Origin of the sequence: Pseudoduganella namucuonensis (assembly GCF_900116645.1) — a bacterium.
GTDB classification, from domain to species: domain Bacteria; phylum Pseudomonadota; class Gammaproteobacteria; order Burkholderiales; family Burkholderiaceae_D; genus Rugamonas; species Rugamonas namucuonensis.
Genome location: NZ_FPBO01000013.1, coordinates 74,018 through 90,391 on the forward strand (window position 1 = coordinate 74,018; position 16,374 = coordinate 90,391).

The 16,374-nt window shown below is 70.0% G+C and carries 14 protein-coding genes; 8 read left to right on the forward strand and 6 right to left on the reverse strand.

Translation table 11 applies throughout. The features are described 5' to 3' along the window. Positions 1-25: 25 nt before the first annotated feature. From BM436_RS15515 to BM436_RS15525, 3 genes are all read right to left on the reverse strand, one after another. Positions 26-1,201: a tetratricopeptide repeat protein gene (locus BM436_RS15515; protein WP_093556439.1), complete on the reverse strand. Its 1,176-nt coding sequence runs from the start codon at positions 1,199-1,201 to the stop codon at positions 26-28. 79 nt (positions 1,202-1,280) lie between these two features. Beyond that, on the reverse strand, positions 1,281-2,525 hold the full coding sequence (locus BM436_RS15520) for a hypothetical protein (RefSeq protein WP_093556440.1): 1,245 nt from the start codon (positions 2,523-2,525) through the stop codon (positions 1,281-1,283). An 18-nt stretch (positions 2,526-2,543) separates the two neighbouring features. Further along, positions 2,544-3,413, reverse strand: coding sequence for an HDOD domain-containing protein (locus tag BM436_RS15525; protein WP_093556441.1), 870 nt, complete (start codon positions 3,411-3,413; stop codon positions 2,544-2,546). A 202-nt stretch (positions 3,414-3,615) separates the two neighbouring features. Between BM436_RS15525 and BM436_RS15530 the strand changes: the two genes are divergently transcribed. Further along, on the forward strand, positions 3,616-4,200 hold the full coding sequence (locus BM436_RS15530) for a DNA-3-methyladenine glycosylase (protein ID WP_093556515.1): 585 nt from the start codon (positions 3,616-3,618) through the stop codon (positions 4,198-4,200). Between the two features lie 22 nt (positions 4,201-4,222). On the opposite strand, the gene BM436_RS15535 is transcribed toward BM436_RS15530, so the two are convergent. Continuing rightward, a complete protein-coding gene (locus BM436_RS15535; RefSeq protein WP_093556442.1) occupies positions 4,223-5,899 on the reverse strand; it encodes a methyl-accepting chemotaxis protein in 1,677 nt (558 codons plus the stop codon). Between the two features lie 21 nt (positions 5,900-5,920). Continuing rightward, positions 5,921-6,385 carry a cache domain-containing protein gene (locus BM436_RS15540; protein WP_093556443.1) on the reverse strand — a complete coding sequence of 155 codons (465 nt, stop codon included), beginning with the start codon at positions 6,383-6,385 and terminating at the stop codon, positions 5,921-5,923. Positions 6,386-6,593: 208 nt separating this feature from the next. Here BM436_RS15540 and BM436_RS15545 point away from each other — a divergent pair, with 208 nt between their 5' ends. Genes BM436_RS15545 through BM436_RS15555 form a run of 3 tightly spaced genes read left to right on the forward strand, consistent with a single transcriptional unit; the run spans position 6,594 to position 10,306 of the window. Further along, positions 6,594-7,994: a KamA family radical SAM protein gene (locus BM436_RS15545; RefSeq protein ID WP_093556444.1), complete on the forward strand. Its 1,401-nt coding sequence runs from the start codon at positions 6,594-6,596 to the stop codon at positions 7,992-7,994. Positions 7,995-8,007: 13 nt separating this feature from the next. Continuing rightward, a complete protein-coding gene (locus BM436_RS15550; RefSeq protein ID WP_307665613.1) occupies positions 8,008-9,507 on the forward strand; it encodes an MFS transporter in 1,500 nt (499 codons plus the stop codon). Next, entirely contained in the window at positions 9,455-10,306 is an 852-nt protein-coding gene (locus tag BM436_RS15555; RefSeq protein WP_093556445.1) for a fumarylacetoacetate hydrolase family protein, read from the forward strand. The genes BM436_RS15550 and BM436_RS15555 overlap by 53 nt, the downstream gene beginning before the upstream one ends. Before the next feature lie 11 nt (positions 10,307-10,317). On the opposite strand, the gene BM436_RS15560 is transcribed toward BM436_RS15555, so the two are convergent. Then, positions 10,318-11,640 carry an aspartate aminotransferase family protein gene (locus tag BM436_RS15560; protein WP_093556446.1) on the reverse strand — a complete coding sequence of 441 codons (1,323 nt, stop codon included), beginning with the start codon at positions 11,638-11,640 and terminating at the stop codon, positions 10,318-10,320. A 117-nt stretch (positions 11,641-11,757) separates the two neighbouring features. On the opposite strand from BM436_RS15560, the gene BM436_RS15565 reads away from it, so the two are divergent. From BM436_RS15565 to BM436_RS15580, 4 genes are read left to right on the forward strand one after another with little or no spacing between them, the layout of a single operon-like run. Further along, on the forward strand, positions 11,758-12,381 hold the full coding sequence (locus tag BM436_RS15565) for a carboxymuconolactone decarboxylase family protein (RefSeq protein ID WP_093556447.1): 624 nt from the start codon (positions 11,758-11,760) through the stop codon (positions 12,379-12,381). 25 nt (positions 12,382-12,406) lie between these two features. Further along, on the forward strand, positions 12,407-13,090 hold the full coding sequence (locus tag BM436_RS15570; RefSeq protein ID WP_093556448.1) for a (2Fe-2S)-binding protein: 684 nt from the start codon (positions 12,407-12,409) through the stop codon (positions 13,088-13,090). A gap of 11 nt (positions 13,091-13,101) precedes the next feature. After that, the gene (locus BM436_RS15575) at positions 13,102-14,118 is read left to right on the forward strand and encodes an FAD binding domain-containing protein (RefSeq protein WP_093556449.1); all 1,017 of its coding nucleotides are present in this window, start codon (positions 13,102-13,104) and stop codon (positions 14,116-14,118) included. Then, positions 14,115-16,331: a xanthine dehydrogenase family protein molybdopterin-binding subunit gene (locus tag BM436_RS15580; protein ID WP_093556450.1), complete on the forward strand. Its 2,217-nt coding sequence runs from the start codon at positions 14,115-14,117 to the stop codon at positions 16,329-16,331. Before BM436_RS15575 ends, BM436_RS15580 begins: the two co-directional genes overlap by 4 nt. Positions 16,332-16,374 lie beyond the last annotated feature (43 nt).

The window sequence follows — 16,374 nt, forward strand, 5'->3', positions numbered from 1 at the left end:
GGCCCGACAGTGTATCGCAACCGTTTCAATTCGAATAAGTATCGCGTTTGCGCTCGTACGATTTCAGGCGGTCGAGCTTGCCGGCGTACAGCGCCGAGTCGTTCTTGGTGGTGCTGTTGTCCAGCGCCAGTTTCATGTGCTTGTCCGCCATCTTCAGGTCGCCCAGGCGCAGCGACGCGATGGCCAGCCAGAAGTGGAACTCGTGGTAATGGGGCGAGCGGTCCACCTCGCGCGCGAACAGGCTGCGGGCCTTCTTGTAGTCGCCCTCTTGCATCGCTTTCTGGCCCAGGTTGAAGTAGTGGAACGGCGGATTGGGCTCCAGCCGCGCCAGCTGGGCCTTCAGCGCGTCCGCCTCCGCCGAGCGGCCCTGGCCGGCCAGCACCTGCGCCAGGTTGAACATGGCGATGGTGCTGTTCGGCTGCAGCGCGTAGGCGTGCCGCAGCGCCGTCTCGGCCTCCGGCAGGTTGCCGTGGTGCTGGTAGATGATGCCCAGCGTGTTGTACGAATTGAAGAAGGCGGGATCGTGCTCGATGGCCTTGCGCGCCCACCAGTAGGCGCTGTCCAGGTCGTGCCGCACCAGCGATTCGGCGGCGCGGTTGTTCATGAACATGGCCACCACGGTGCGTTCCTCGATGGGCGTGGTGACCAGGTTCGCGATCTCCTCGGGCGGCTGGAAATCGATCACCATGAACTTGTTGCGGTCGTAGCTGCGGGTGTCGTCGATGCGGTTCTTGCCCAGCACCAGGTTGACGTGGCCGCTGGCGAAGTACAGCGTGCCGGTGCGGCTCCAGGTCTCCTCCACCGTCACGTTCTGGAACTGCACGTTCATGTCCATCTCGCGCGCCAGCGCGGCCGTCATGATCACCAGCGACAGGCAGTTGCCGCGGCGCGCGGCGAAGGTCTGGGCGGCGTTGCGGGTCATCGCGGAATCGTATTCGAGCTGCAGCTTTTCCTTCTTGTACAGCGCGTCGAACAGGGCCACCTGGCGGTCCTTCTTCTCCTCGCCGCGCACGATGTCCTGCGCGTACTTCTTCATTTCCGGCGTGACGGCGAAGATCTGTTCGGCGCCGATGTCGGGGCCGGCTTTGGCGAACAGCTGGTCCTTGAACAGATGGGCCGTGGGCGGCGGCGCCATGCCGGCGCAGCCGCCCAGCAGCAGCGAGAAAATGGCGGGTAGCAGAACAACAACGAGTCGTTTCATGATGGCACCTCTCATGAAACCAGTATCCTCGGCCGCCCCGGCGCTGTCAAACGCCAGTTATGCGGCGGTGCAGCGTGGCTCAGGCCAGGGGTTGCGGGTCCACCGGCCGGCCCTGCGCGTCGTAGAGGGACGCCACCGAGATGGCGTCCGCCGGCAGGCCGATGGTGGCCAGCGCGTCGGCCACGTCGTCCACTTCCAGCTGCAGGTCGCAACCGAGGTCGATCGGCTTGTCGCAGGAGGCCAGCGGCTGGCCGTAGCCGTCGCCGGCGGGATACAGGTTCACGCGCAGCATCATGTCGCCGCGCGCGTCGGCCGGGGCGATCACCGCGCGGGCGCCGTCCTGCCCGGCCAGCGCCTGGCCCAGCTGCGCCATCATTTCCAGGGTCGCGTGCTCGGCCAGCGCCTGTTCGCGCGCGCTGAAGAACAGGTCCTGGTACAGGAAATTCAATCGCAGCGCGGCGGCGCGCTCGCCGCGCGCCAGGCAGCGCCGCACCAGCGGCGCGGCGTCCACCGTCCACTGGCGGTAGCGCTCCATGCGGGCGGCGTAATAGTCGTCCTGGCCCTGCTCGTCCTCCGGCGCCTGGTAGAAGGCGTCGTCCACCCGCTTCAGCGCGAAGCCCAGCAGCATGCGCAGTTCGACCGCGCTGTCGCCGGGGCCGAAGGCGGTGGCGGACCAGCCGCCCATGCTGCGCTCCAGCGCCGGCGCGGCGGACAGTTTTTTCTCCGTCATCGAGGCCGCCGCCTCGCGCACCATGGCGTTCAGCTGGCCGAAGGTGACGCGGTTGATCTCGCCCAGGTCGTAGGCGTGGCGCACCAGCACCACCTTGGCGTCCGGGCTTTCCAGGCCGGCGGCGTTGAAGCTGGCGCGCAGCGCGTCGAACGCCTCCTCGTCCTGGAACTCGTCCGCCTGCGCCAGGCCGCCCGCGCTGTGCACGAACACCGGGATGGCGAAGGCGTTCACCTCCAGGTCCGGCGCGCCCTCGCGGCGGATGTGGATGGTGCCGGCCGCCTCCTCGACGGTGTCGCTCAGCAGCCGGTAGGCGCCCACGTCCTCGAAGCGCGCCAGCTCGACGGCGCTGTACAGCAGCTCGTCCTTCTGCTGCTGCACGTACTTGCGCACCTGGCGCACGAAATCGTTCTGCTTCTGGCGCAGTTCCGCGGCCAGCGCGTCGCCGCCGCGTTGCTTGCCGGCGGGGCCGGTGTCGTCCTCCTCGCGCTCGGCCAGCTCCAGGGCCAGCGCGCACAGGGCGGCGCTCAGGGTTTCGTCTTTGTCTTCGGGGGGCGTGCTGTTCTTGCGCGGGGCGGGGCGCTTATTCTTGGGCATGTGCTTGTGTGTGGTGGATCATTGATGGTCGATGTGGAAGGTCTCGTGCAGCTCGTCCAGCAGGTCGTCGGTCTCGTCCTCGGTCAGGCCGAGGTGGGCGCAGGCGGCCTCGCCGCCCTTGTCCCATTCCAGCGAGTCGCCGTTGCCGTTGTAGCGCTGTATGCCCTTCTCGGCCAGCACCGACAGCGCGATCAGCGAGCGCACCGCGTCGTCGGTGGCGTCGTCGTCCATGACCTCGTAGTCGTGGTGGTGCAGGATGGCCCACGACACGTCCGGCGACAGGCCCCAGTTGCGCGCCAGCAGGCAGCCGATGGCGGCGTGGTTGGTGCTGTGGCGGGCGTCCTCGATGGCGGTGATCTTGCGCGCGGGGTCGTGCTGCGCGGCGGCGAAGGTGTCCTGGTAGTCCGGGAAGCGCTGCATCAGCAGCGGCACGCCGATGTCGCAGAACAGGCCGAAGGTGTGGGCGATGTCCGGCGGCGCGATGCGCAGCTTGCGCGAGGTGAACACCAGCGCCTGGGCGCGGCGCGCCGAGGTCTCCCAGAAGCTGTCCAGCGCGGCGTCGTCGCCGGCGATGGCCTGGCGCGCCAGCAGCCCGGTCAGCAGGGCTGCGCACTGGTTGATGCCGAGGAAGTTGATGGCCTGCTCCACCGACTTGGCCTTGCGCGCGGCGCCGAAATAGGGCGAATTGGCCAGCTTGAGCAGCGCGCCGGACATGCCGACGTCGTTGCCGATGATGCGGGCGATGCGGCGCGGCGACGGGTCCGGGTCGGCCAGTTCGCGCTGCAGGTCCACCAGCAGGCTGGGACGCGGCGGGATGCGGATGGAGCGCAGCAACGCGTCTTCTACCGTCGTCTCGATTACCGGGGCTGGGGCGGCTACTGTGGTCATGGCGTGCGGATGAAAACGATGTCAACCTGAACTATAGCCTACAAAAGCTTGCGCTGGCGTAAGTATGAACCCTGATTATCGCCCGGGATTGGCGGCCGTGGCGCAAAAAGCCGAGGTAAATTCCCACAAAGGTGGCGAATTCGTGGAAATCGCATCGGAATAGTGGCGCTTCGATAATGATGGCTTCGGTATGATTGCCAACATGACCAGCCGAAACACCACCGTCCTCGCGGGCATCGACTTCAACGCGCCGTCCTTCGTCGTGGCTCCTCAATTGATAGGCACCACCGTGCTGGTGAACGGCGCCGGCGGGCGCATCGTGGAAGTGGAGGCCTACGACCGCGACGATCCCGCCTCGCACACCTACGGCGGACCGAGCGCGCGCAACGCCGCCATGTTCGGGCCGCCCGCGCACGCCTATGTGTACCTGTCGCACGGCATCCACTGGTGCTTGAACTTCGTCTGCCAGGAGGAGGGGCACGGGGCGGGGGTGCTGATCCGGGCGATCGAGCCGCTGCGCGGGCTGGAGGCGATGCGGGTCCGCCGCGGGCAACTGGACGAGCGCATGCTGTGTTCCGGGCCGGGCAAGCTGTGCCAGGCGATGGCGGTCACGCGGGAGCACAACGGGCTGTCGCTGGCGGGCGCGCCGTTCGCGCTGGCGGCGCGCGATCCGGCGGTGGAGGTGGCGGTGGTGGCGGGGCCGCGCATCGGCATCTCGAAGGCGGTCGAGGTGCCATGGCGGTTCGGCGAAGCCGGCTCGCGTTTCCTGAGCCGGCCGTTCCGCTGAAAACCAGAGGCGGCGGCCGGGGTCAGACCCGCCGGGTCTGACCCCAGAAGTTCGCCCGCGGTTTTGGCGCGCCGGCCTGGGAAGGGTCGCCCAGCACCCGCGGCGGCCTCGCCGCGGCGTGGCGCTCCGGTAGTTCCCCGCCGGCGCCGGCGTCCTCGTCGAGCTTGAAGACGCCCACCGCCCGCGACAGGTTCTCCGCCTGGTCCTGCAGGCTTTCCGCCGCCGCCGCCGCCTGTTCCACCAGCGCGGCGTTCTGCTGCGTCACGTCGTCGATCTGGGTGACCGCCTGGTTCACCTCCGCGATGCCGCGCGCCTGGTCGGCGCTGGCCTGGCTGATGCGCTCGATGATCTCGTTCACCCGCCGCACCGAGGCGACGATGTCGCCCATGCTGCCGCCGGCCTGGTTCACGCACGCGCTGCCGCTGTCGATGGTGGCGACCGAGGCCGAGATCAGCCCCTTGATCTCCTTGGCCGCCGCCGCCGAGCGCTGCGCCAGCGTGCGCACCTCCGCCGCCACCACGGCGAAGCCGCGGCCGGACTCGCCCGCGCGCGCCGCCTCCACCGCCGCGTTCAGCGCGAGGATGTTGGTCTGGAAGGAAATGCCGTCGATCACGCCGATGATCTCGACGATCTTGCGCGAGCTGGAACGGATCGATTCCATGCTGGCCACCGCCTGCGCCACCGACGCGCCGCCCTGGCCAGCCAGGCTGCTGGCGTTGGCCGACAGCTCGCAGGCCAGGCGCGCGTTGTCGGCGTTCTGGCGCACGGCCCGGGTCAGGTCCTGCATCGCGCTGGCGGTCTCCTCCAGCGAGCCGGCCTGGCGCTCGGTGCGGGTGGACAGGTCCAGGTTGCCGCTGGCGATCTCGTGCGAGGCGGTGTCGATGGAATGCACCGCGCCCAGGATCGTGCGCAGCGTCTGGTTCAGGTTGGCGATGGTCTGGTCCAGCACGCGCGCCGTCTGCGCGATCTCGTCGCGGCCCTCGTTGGGCCGGCCCCGCAGCAGGCGGCCGGCCGCCATGCCGCGCACCGTGTCGGCGATGGCGCGGATGTCGCGCAGCAGCGCCGCGCGCACGCGCATCGTCGCCAGCAGCGACACCACGATGGACAGCAGCACCAGCGAGGCCATGGTCCGTCCCAGCGCCTGGAACTCGGCCTGCGCCCGCGCGTGGGCCTCTTCGCCGAGCGCCTTTTCGGTGGCCGCCAGCTTGCCCAGCTCCTCGTTCAGGCGCACGAACTGCGCCTCGGCCTTTTGCATGGAATTGGTGGCGATGGACTGGTCCACCTGCGCCAGTTCCATGGTCTCCAGCACCGCCTTGCGGTAGCCCGCCAGCGCCTGCGCGCCGGCGTCCAGGATCGGGCGTTCGGACGGCCCGGCCAGCTTGGCCAGCTCGTCCAACTGCTGTCCCACGCCGGCGTGGCGCGTGCGGATCTGCGCGCTCAGCGCGTCGAGCCGCGACTGCGCGAAGCTGCCGTTGACCCAGGCCAGCAACTGATAGATGTTGGCGTGCGCGTGGCGCGCGTCGGCCGTCACGTTGGCGGTGGCCTGCAGGCGGGCGGCGCGCACCCGCACCAGGTTCTCCATCGATGCGTTCTGGCGCACCATGCCGTAGTAAGCGCTGGCGGACACCGCCGCCAGCAGCACCAGCACGAGGCCGGGCGCCAGCAGCAGTTTGGGGCCGATACGTAGTCTGTTCAGCATGATGCGCTCCCGGGGCGGTGGCTACTTTTTGTAGATGCCGGCTTCCAGCACCACGTCGCCCACCCGCAGGATGTAGGTGGTCTTGGGCTCGATCTTGCCGCTGGTGGGGTTCTTGTACATGTAGTCGACCCAGCCCTTGCCCTTCTTGGCGGCCAGCTCGATGATCTCGCGCCGGTACTTCTTGCCGCTGGCGTCGGGCACGTCGGTGAGGTCCTTGCCGACGATGGAGGGGTTGATCGGATGCGCCAGCACGATGCCGGTCTGCAGGTCGCGCATGTCCACGTACAGCGAGCCCTGGACGAAGTCCGGGTCCTTGGCCGTGATCTTCTTCATCATCTCCTCCTTGCCGTGCGCCTTCATGTAGGCGGCGCCGCGCTCGGCCATGGCGATCGCGTCCTTCTCGGTCGGCTCGGCGCTGGCGGCCGCGTAGGCCGTGGCGAGGCACAGCAGGGTGCCGGTCAATATGCGGGTCGTAACGGGTTTCATATCCACTCCTTTGGGTTGGTTGGCGCATGGCTAATGTACGCCGCTTGCCTTGCTGAAAAATTGCGCAAACGCAAAGTTGAGATGCGGCACTAACTTGCATCAAGGCATGGACCTTATTTCCATATGGATATTGATATTGGGCAATTCGACCGGGTGTGCGCCGCCTACGATGAAGTTCCCGACGCACCCAACCCACAGGAGAACCGCGATGTCCGACACAGCGCCCGAGAAGTTCAAGCCCTACACACGCCAGACCATCAAGCAGGCCCGCCAGTGGGAATGGATGGACGAGGAGTTGCGCGAGGCCGTGCAGGTGGTGTCGCACGTGCTGCCCTTCCGCACCAACGAGTACGTGCTGGACCGGCTGATCGACTGGAACAACATCCCCGACGATCCGATCTACCGCCTGGTGTTCCCGCACCGCGACATGCTGCCGCCGCAGGAGTACGCCCACCTGCGCGACCTGGTGCTGGTGCAAAAGGACGAGCGGGCCATCGCGCAGTACGTGCACGGCATCCGCATGCGCATGAACCCGCACCCGGCCGGGCAGATGACGCACAACGTGCCGCGGGTGAACGACGCGCCGCTCAAGGGCCTGCAGCACAAGTACAAGGAAACCGTGCTGTTCTTCCCCAGCGCCGGCCAGACCTGCCACGCCTATTGCACCTTCTGCTTCCGCTGGCCGCAGTTCGTGGGCATGGACGACATGAAGTTCGACGCGCGCGAGACCACGCAGCTGGTGTCCTACCTGCGCACGCATCCGGAGGTGACGGACGTGCTGATCACCGGCGGCGACCCGCTGATCATGAACACCCGCTCGCTGGCCGAGTTCATCGAGCCGCTGCTGGCGCCGGAGCTGGCGCACATCCAGAACATCCGCATCGGCACCAAGTCGGTGGCGTACTGGCCGCAGCGCTTCGTCAGCGACAAGGACGCCGACGACCTGCTGCGGCTGTTCGAGCGGGTGGTCGCGTCGGGCAAGAACATGGCCATCATGGGGCACTACAACCACGCGGTGGAGCTGCGCCAGGAGATCGCGCAAAAGGCCGTCAAGCGCATCGTCGGCACCGGCGCCACGCTGCGCATGCAGGGCCCGCTGATCCGCCACATCAACGAGGACCCGAAAAGCTGGGCCGAGCTGTGGACCACCGGCGTGCGGCTGGGCGCGATCCCTTACTACATGTTCGTCGAGCGCGACACCGGGCCGCGCGAGTACTTCGCGCTGCCGCTGGCACGCGCGCACGAGATCTTCCAGCAGGCCTACCAGATGGTGTCCGGCCTGTCGCGCACCGTGCGCGGGCCGTCGATGAGCGCCTTCCCGGGCAAGGTGGCGATCGACGGCGTGGCCCACATCGGCGGCGAGAAGGTGTTCGCGCTGCAGTTCCTGCAGGCGCGCAACCCGGACTGGGTGCGCCGGCCCTTCTACGCCAAGTTCGATCCGGACGCCACCTGGCTGGACCACCTGGTGCCCGCCTTCGGCAAGGAGCGGTTCTTCTTCGAGGAGGACGAGCCCATGCCGCGCAAGGTGATCCACCTGGCCACGGCGCACGCCCCGACACCCGCCGCGCGCACCGAGGAGCCAGCCCTCGCCGCGAGCAACGCCGCATGAGAAGGAGCGCCCCATGGCACATGCCGATTTTCCGGGCGGCGCGCGCGCCGCCACCACGAACGGCCGGGACCGCGCCGCCGCGCAGGGCGGGCCGGTTCCAGCGGCCGGCCGCCCCGCCGGGGCGCCGGCGCGGTCCTGGCTGGAGTACGGCGTGCCGGCCGTGATCGGCCGCGTGCGCGAACCGGGCACCCTGTCCGGCCTGGCCATGTTCTGCCTGGTGTTCATGCCGTTCGCGCTGGGCCACTTCCTTTCCAGCCTGCTGCGCAACATCAACGCGGTGCTGGCGCCGCAACTGCTGACCGAACTGGCGCTGACGCCGGGCCAGCTCGGCCTGTTGACCAGCGCCTGCTTCCTCACCTTCGCCCTGGTGCAGCTGCCGATCGGCATGGCGCTGGACCGCTTCGGCCCGCGCCGCGTGCAGTTCGCCATGCTGATGGTGGCCGCCATCGGCACCATGGCCTTCGCCGGCAGCCGCGAGTTCACCCAGCTGATGGTGGCCCGCGCGGTGATGGGGGTGGGGCTGGCGGGCTGCTTCATGGCCGCCGTCAAGGCCATCTCGACCTGGATCTCGCCGGCCAAGCTGCCCTCGGTGCAGGGCTACCTGATCGCCGTCGGCGGCCTGGGCGCGGCCAGCTCCACGCTGCCGGTGCGCCTGGCGCTGCAGTACACGGACTGGCGCTGGCTGTTCATCCTGCTGGCGGGCGGCTGCGCCATCGTCGCGCTGCTGATCTACCTGCTCGCGCCCACGCCGCCGGCCGCGCCGCCCAAGCCCTTCACGCGCCGCATGCTGGGCGAGATCTGCGGCCACCCCGCCTTTCGCGAAACGGCCGGCCTGGTGCTGCTGCCGCACGCGGTGTTCTTCGGCATCCAGGGCCTGTGGATCGCGCGCTGGCTGGCCGACGTGGCGCGCTTCCCCGAGCAGGCCATCGCCTGGCTGCTGTACCTGGGCATGGCCGGCGTGATTTTCGGCGCCATCTCGGTGGGCATGATCACCGAGTGGGCGGCGCGGCGCGGCATCGCGCCGTTGACGGTGGCCGCCGCGGGCATCGCGCTGTTCATCGCCATCCAGTGCGGCTTCGTGCTGAACTGGCGGCCCAGCTACCAGCTGCTGTCGGTGCTGTTCACGCTGGTGGGCACCATCACCGGCATCGAGTACGCCATCGTCGCGCAGGCCATGCCGCCGGCGCTGACGGGGCGCGCCTCGACCTGCTTGAACCTGTTCATCTTCCTGGCCGCCTTCGCGGTGCAGGCGGGCTTCGGCCTGGTGGTGGGATTGTGGTCGCCGGACCTGACGCGGCACCATCCGGCCATCGCCTACCAGACCGCGTTCGGCTTGCTGGTGCTGCTGCAGCTGCCCGGACTGGCCGTGTTCTGCTGGCGCCGCTGGACGCGAAGGCGGCGCGATTCGGGCACGCCCGCGCCATCCGGTAAAATGGCGGCGTTAATCTCGAAGGAAGAATATGAAACTGGTTCGTTATGGCCGTCCCGGCAAAGAGAAACCCGGCCTGATTGATGATGAGGGCAAGCTGCGCGACCTGTCCGGCGTGATCGACGACATCGGCCCCGAGCAGCTGTCGGACAAGGCGCTGCGCAAGCTGTCCAGGATCGAGCCAGCCTCGCTGCCGGCGGTGCGCGGCAATCCCCGCATGGGCGTGCCGGTGGCCAGGGTGGGCAAGTTCATCGGCATCGGCCTGAACTACCACGAGCACGCGCGCGAGATGGACTTGCCGGTGCCGAAGGAACCCATCGTGTTCATGAAGGCCGTCACCAGCCTGTCCGGCGCGGACGATCCGGTGATGCTGGCCAAGGGCTCGCGGAAGACCGACTGGGAAGTGGAGCTGGGCGTCGTCATCGGCACCCGCGCGCGCCACGTCTCCGTGGAGGAGGCCGAGAAGCACATCGCCGGCTACTGCGTGGTGAACGACGTGACCGAGCGCGAGTACCAGCTCGAGCGCGGCGGCCAGTGGGACAAGGGCAAGGGCTGCGACACCTACGGCCCGGTGGGCCCGTGGCTGGTCACGCGCGACGAGGTGTACCGGCCGGACCGGCTGGACCTGTACCTGGAGGTGAACGGCAAGCGCATGCAGACCGGCAGCACCGAGGACATGATCTTCTCGGTGCCGCAAATCGTCAGCTACCTGTCGCGGTTCATGACGCTGGAGCCGGGCGACGTGATCGCCACCGGCACGCCGCCCGGCGTGGGCAACGCGCGCAAGCCGAAGCGCTTCCTGAAGAAGGGCGACTTCATGCGCCTCGGGATCGCGGGTTTGGGCGAGCAGCAGCAGGATGTGATCTCCTTCCAGCAGTATTGAGCGGGGCCGTGTCATGCCAGGGCGCGCGCCAGCGCGTCCCCGAGCCGCGCCACGATCTCCCCCAGGTCGTCCTCGGTGGCGATGAACGGCGGCGCCAGCAGCACGTGGTCGCCCCTTTCGCCGTCGATGGTGCCGCCCATCGGGTACACCATCAGCCCGCAGGCCATGGCCTGCGCCTTCACCGCCGCGTGCAGTTTCAGCTCCGGCGCGAAGGGCTCCTTGCTGTCGCGGTCCTTCACCAGCTCCAGCGCCCAGAACAGGCCGCGGCCGCGGATGTCGCCCACGTGCGGATGGTCGCCGAAGGCGTCGCGCAGCATGCGGCGCAGGGCCGCGCCGCGCACGGTCACGGCGCCCAACAGGCAGTCGCGCTGTATCACGCGCTGCACCGCCAGCGCCGCCGCCGCCGCCACCGGATGGCCGACGTAGGTGTGGCCGTGCTGGAACACGCCGCTGCCGCCGCGCATGCGCTGCACCACGTGGTTGCGCGCGACCACCGCGCCGATCGGCTGGTAGCCGGCGCCCAGCCCCTTGCCCAGGGCGACGATGTCCGGCAGGATGTTCTCCTGCTCGAAGGCGTACAGGGTGCCGGTGCGGCCCATGCCGCACATCACCTCGTCGGCGATCAGCAGCACGCCGTGGCGGTCGCACACTTCGCGCACCGCCTTGAAGTAGCCCGGCGTGGCCGGGATCGCGCCGCCGGTGGCGCCCACCACGGTCTCGGCGCAGAAGCCGATCACGTTCTCGGGGCCGGCCGCGACGATCGCGGCGTCCAGCTCCGCCGCCAGCGTGGCGGTGTAGTCGCCCAGCGTCTGCCCCTGGCCGCGGTCGCGGTATTCGTAGCAGGCCGACACCCGCTTGACGTCCATCAGCAGCGGCGCGAAGGGCTTGCGGCGGAACTCGTTGCCGCCCAGCGCCAGCGCGCCCAGCGTGTTGCCGTGGTAGCTCTGGCGGCGCGCGATGAACACGCTGCGCTGCGTCTCGCCCGCCTCGACGAAGTACTGGCGCGCCATCTTCAGCGCCGTCTCGATCGCCTCCGAGCCGCCCGACACCAGGTACACGTGATCCAGGTCGCCCGGCGCGTCGTAGGCCATGCGCGCCGCCAGTTCCTCCGCCACGTCGGTGGTGAAGAAGGAGGTGTGGGCGTAGGCCAGCCTGTCGATCTGCTGGTGCATCGCCTCCAGCACGTCGCGGTGGCTGTGGCCCAGCGAGGAGACGGCCGCGCCGCCGCTGGCGTCCAGGTAGGTGCGGCCGCGGCTGTCGACGATGGTCATGCCGTGGCTGCCGACGGCGACGGGAGGCGTCTGGCGCAGGTTGCGGTGGATGATGTAGGTCATGGCGTCCCTCGTGTTGATTGTCGGAAAGGGCACGATAGACCCCGGGGCACCGGCGGTTTTTGATTTTTCGCCAATCCTGTGCGAATATTTTCATTCCTACAACAACGAGGGAAGTCCATGCCAGGCAAGCCTACCGCCATAGACCGGCTGCCGCCGATACCGCCGGAGCGGCTCACGCAGGCGCAACGGGTCGCCGCCCAGGCCATCATCGACGGCCCGCGCGGCGCGCTGTACGGGCCGTTCGTGCCGCTGATCCGCAGCCCGGAATTGATGGAGTGCGCCCAGCGCATGGGCGAATACCTGCGCTACCGCAGCGCCATCGGCCTGCGCCTGTCGGAACTGGCCATCCTGGTCACGGCGCGGCAGTGGGACCAGCAGGTGGAGTGGGCCATCCACGCGCCGATCGCCGAGGCGGAGGGCGTTGCGCCGGACACCATCGCCGCCATCGCCGCCGGCCGCCGGCCCGGCGCCATGCCGGACGACGAGGCGCTGGTGCACGACTTCTGCGTCGAGCTGCACCGCGCCAAGCGGGTGGCCGAGCCGACCTACCAGGCCGCGCTGGCCCGCTTCGGCGAGCAGGGCGTGGTGGACCTGATGGGCTTGAACGGCTACTACACCTTCCTGGCCATGGTGATGAACGCGGCGCAGTCGGCCGCGCCGCCGTCGGCGGCCGCCCCATTGCCCGATATCAACGCCGCTATGTGTGGCAGCGTACAGATGGACGCGCCCCCGCCCGGATAATCGTCCGCATCCCTATGGAGGCGAGATGGATGACACCGATGAAGGCCGGCCCGCTCCGGACCCGTTGCCCGAGGCCGGACCGGCGCTGACGCGGCGCGGCTTCCTGCAATCGGCGCTGGCCGCGGCGGCCGCCGCGCGGGCGCCGGCGGCGCCGGCCGCGCCGCGCGACACGGCGGCCGCCACGCCGCTGGCGCCGCGCCGGCCGGTGCGGCTGAACATCAACGGCAAGGAGCACAGCCTGTCGCTGGAGCCGCGCGTGACGCTGCTGGACGCGCTGCGCGAATCGCTGGGCATGACCGGCACCAAGAAAGGCTGCGACCGCGGCCAGTGCGGCGCCTGCACCGTGCTGGTGAACGGCCGCCGCGTCAATGCCTGCCTGTCGCTGGCCGTGATGCACGAGGGCGACGAGGTGCTCACCATCGAGGGCCTGGCCATGGAGGGCGAGCTGTCGCCGCTGCAGGCCGCCTTCATCGAGCACGACGCCTTCCAGTGCGGCTATTGCACGCCGGGCCAGATCTGCTCGGCCACCGCGCTGCTGGCCGAGGTGCGGGCGGGCGAGGCCAGCGCGGTGACGCCGGACGTGCGCCGGGCCGTCAGCGCCTGGACCGACGACGAGATCCGCGAACGCATGAGCGGCAACCTGTGCCGCTGCGGCGCCTATCCCAACATCGTGGCCGCGATCCGCAGCGTCGCCATCGTCAAGACCTGAGCGGGACCGCCATGGAATCGATCTATTACGAGCGCGCCAGGGACCTGCGCCACGCCCTGCAGCTGGGCCGCCAGCCCGGCGCGCGCTACATCGCCGGCGGCACCAACCTGCTGGACCTGATGAAGGGCGGCGTCGAACGGCCGATGCGGCTGGTGGACATCGGCCGCGCGGGCCTGGACCAGATCTTCGAGCAGCCCGACGGCACCATGCGCCTGGGCGCCACCGTGCGCAACAGCGACACCGCCAACCACGCGCTGATACGCGAGCGCTATCCGCTGCTGACGCGGGCGCTGCTGTCCGGCGCCTCGCCGCAGCTGCGCAACATGGCCACCACCGGCGGCAACCTGCTGCAGCGCACCCGCTGCCCCTACTTCACCGACACCGCCTTCGACAAGTGCAACAAGCGCATGCCCGGCTCCGGCTGCGCGGCCAGGGAGGGCTACAACCGCATCCACGCCATCCTGGGCGCCAGCGACGCCTGCATCGCCGTCAACCCGTCCGACATGAGCGTGGCCCTGGCCGCGCTGGAGGCCGTGGTGCTGGTGGCCGGCGGCGACGCGGGGGCGGACAATCCGCGCCGCGTCCCCATCGCCGACTTCCACCGCCTGCCCGGCGCCACGCCGCAGCAGGACACGGCGCTCCGGCCGGGCGAGTTGATCGTCGCCGTCGAGCTGCCCGCGCCGCGGCACGACCGCCACCACTACCTGAAGGTGCGCGACCGCGCCAGCTACGCCTTCGCGCTGGTGTCGGTGGCGGTGCTGCTGCGCATGGAGGGCCGCGTGGTCCGCCAGGCCCGCGTGGCGCTGGGCGGCGTGGCGCACAAGCCGTGGCGCGTGCCGGAGGCGGAGGCGATGCTGCAGGGCGTGCCGCCGAGCGACGAGGTCAGCCGGCAGGCCGCGGCGCGCATGCTGGCCGGCGCCAACGGCTACCGGGACAACCAGTTCAAGATCGAACTGGCGCAGCGCGCCATCGTGCGCGCGGTGCGCGAGGCGGCGGAATCGGCGGAATCGGCGGGGGGAACGGCATGAGCGCACGCACGGGCATACTCGGCACCGGCATGGACCGCAGCGACGGCCGCCTCAAAGTCACCGGCGCGGCGCGCTTCTCGGCCGAGCACCCGGTGCCGCGCGCCGCGCACGCCGTGATCGTGCAGAGCGCCATCGCCAAGGGCCGGATCGCCTCCATCGACGCCCGCGCGGCCGAGGCCATGCGCGGCGTGCTGCTGGTGATGACGCACAAGAACGCGCCCGACCTGCCGGCGCCCAGGCCGCCCGCCCAGGACGGGCAGCCGCCCGGTCCCAAACTGAGCCTGCTGCAGGACGACGAGGTGTTCTACAACGGCCAGCCCATCGCCGTGGTGGTGGCCGACACGCTGGAGCACGCGCAGGACGCGGCCCGCCGCGTCAAGGTGCGCTACGCGCCGCAGAAGGCGCTGCTGGACTACAAGCTGGCCAGGCTGGAGGGGCGCAAGCCGGCGTCGCGGCCGGAGCGCCCGGCGGACACCAGCCGCGGCAACGTGCCCGGCGCCATGGCGCGCGCCGCCGTGAAGGTGGACGCGCTCTACACCACGCCCATCGAGAACCACAACCCGATGGAGCCGCACGCCACCATCGCGGCCTGGGAGGGCGACACGCTGACGCTGTACGACTCCACGCAGAACGTCTCCGGCGTGCGCAAGACGGTGGCGGCGAGGCTGGGCATCGCGCCGGAAAATGTGCGCGTGATCTGCCCCTACGTGGGCGGCGGCTTCGGCTGCAAGGGCAACACATGGTCGCACGTGGTGCTGGCCGCGATGGCGGCCAGGGAGGCGGGATGCCCGGTCAAGCTGGCGCTGGAGCGCACGCAGATGTACGGCCCGGTCGGCGCGCGGCCCATGACGGAGCAGCACCTGGGCCTGGGCGCGGCGGCCGACGGCAAGCTGGCCGCCGTCACGCACGACACCATCTCGCACACCTCCTTCCTGGACGACTTCACCGAGCCATGCGGCGCGGCCACCCGCATCCTGTACGCCAGCGACAGCCTGCGCACCACGCAGCGCCTGGCCACCATGAACCTGGGCGTGCCGACCTATATGCGCGCGCCGGGGGAGGCCAGCGGCAGCTTCGCGCTGGAGTCCGCGCTGGACGAACTGGCCTACGCGCTGGGGATGGACCCGGTGCGGCTGCGGCTGCGGAACTACGCCGAGCGGGACCCCGAAAAGGACCTGCCCTGGTCCAGCAAGTCGCTGCGCGAATGCTACCGGGTCGGCGCGGAGCGCTTCGGCTGGGCCAGGCGCTCGCCGGCGCCCGGGTCGATGCGCGCCGGCCGCGCGCTGGTGGGCTGGGGCATGGCGACGGCCACCTATCCCGCCAACCGCCAGCCCGCGAGGGCCTCCGCGACCATCCTGGCGGACGGCACGGCCGTGGTGCGCAGCGGCTCGCACGAGCTGGGCACCGGCACCTACACGGTGATGACGCAGATCGCGGCCGAGGCCCTGGGCCTGCCGGTGGACCGGGTGAGGTTCGAGCTGGGCGACACCGCGATGCCGCAGGCGCCGGTGTCGGGCGGCTCGATGACGGTGGCCAGCGTCGGCCCCGCCGTGCACGCCGCGGCCAGGACCGCGCGCGACGCGCTGGTGGCCATGGCGGTCGCCGATCCGGCCTCGCCGCTGCACCGCGCCGACGACGTGACGGTGGAAAACGGCTGGCTGCTGCGGCGCGGCGCGCCGGACACGCGCGAGCCGGTGGCGGCGGTCATCGCCCGCCACGGCGGCGAGGCGGTGCACGCCGACAGCCAGGCCGCCCCGGGCGACGAGCGCAAGCAGTACTCCATGCACTCCTTCGGCGCCGTCTTCGTGGAGGTGCACGTGGACCCGGACCTGGGCACGATACGCGTGCCGCGCGTGGTGGGAGCCTATGGCGTGGGACGGCTGATGAACGCCAAGACGGGGCACAGCCAGCTGATGGGCGGCATCGTCTGGGGTCTGGGCATGGCGCTGACGGAAAAGACGGAGATGGACTGGCGCACGGGGAGGGCGGTCAACGCCAACCTGGCGGACTACCACGTGCCCGTGAACGCGGACGTGGGCGCGATCGACATCACGGTGGTGGACGAGCACGACCCGCACATCAACGCGCTGGGCGCCAAGGGCATAGGGGAGATAGGGATCACCGGCGTGGCGGCGGCCGTGGCCAACGCCGTCTACCACGCGACCGGCAAACGCTTCCGCGATTTGCCGATCACCCCGGACAAGATGATCTAAAAAAACGGGGACAGACGGGGGCGCCGAGTCCACGTTTTTCGAG